The sequence below is a fragment of the Streptomyces millisiae genome, assembly GCF_031845425.1.
GTDB classification, from domain to species: domain Bacteria; phylum Actinomycetota; class Actinomycetes; order Streptomycetales; family Streptomycetaceae; genus Streptomyces; species Streptomyces millisiae.
This window is the reverse complement of the sequence record NZ_JAVREM010000292.1, coordinates 1-457: the sequence shown is the minus strand read 5'-3', so window position 1 is coordinate 457 and position 457 is coordinate 1. Positions and strand designations below refer to the sequence as shown.

Sequence of the window (457 nt, the reverse complement as noted above, 5' to 3'; positions counted from 1 at the left end):
GTCCTGGACGCAGCCGCGGTTGCCGGGGCGGTGGCAGAAGCCGGGGCCCCGACGGTGGCGGTGCTGTGCGGAACCGATGCCCGTTACGGCGCTGAGGCGTCCGGCGTGGTGGCGGCCGCACGTGCTGCCGGTGTCCGTCAGGTGTTGCTCGCCGGCCCGGAAAAGGCTGTCGCCGAAGCCGACTCGAAGCCCGACGGATATCTGACCGCGAAGATCGATGCGGTCGAAGCCTTGTCGAACCTCCTCACCGGACTGGGGGCCTGAGATGACTGCCACAACTGGATCAGAGATCCGTAGTTTCGCCGACGTACCGCTGCGCAATGATGAGCCGGGTCGGTCCGTCACCCCCGATGCGGTTCAGGAGCATGTCGCGGCGGCCGCCGCCGCGCACGGCTACGCCCCCGAGCAGTTGACCTGGGCCACGCCCGAGGGCATCGACGTCAAGCCGGTGTACATC

1 protein-coding gene and 1 pseudogene are annotated in these 457 nt (G+C 68.9%); both read left to right on the top strand.

Annotated elements, in window-relative coordinates; all coding sequences use genetic code 11:
• A pseudogene (locus tag RNC47_RS36740) lies at positions 1–264 on the top strand (methylmalonyl-CoA mutase); the annotation flags it as partial.
• Between the two features lies 1 nt (position 265).
• The coding region (locus tag RNC47_RS36735; protein WP_311605214.1) for a hypothetical protein at positions 266–457 on the top strand (192 nt) is incomplete at its 3' end.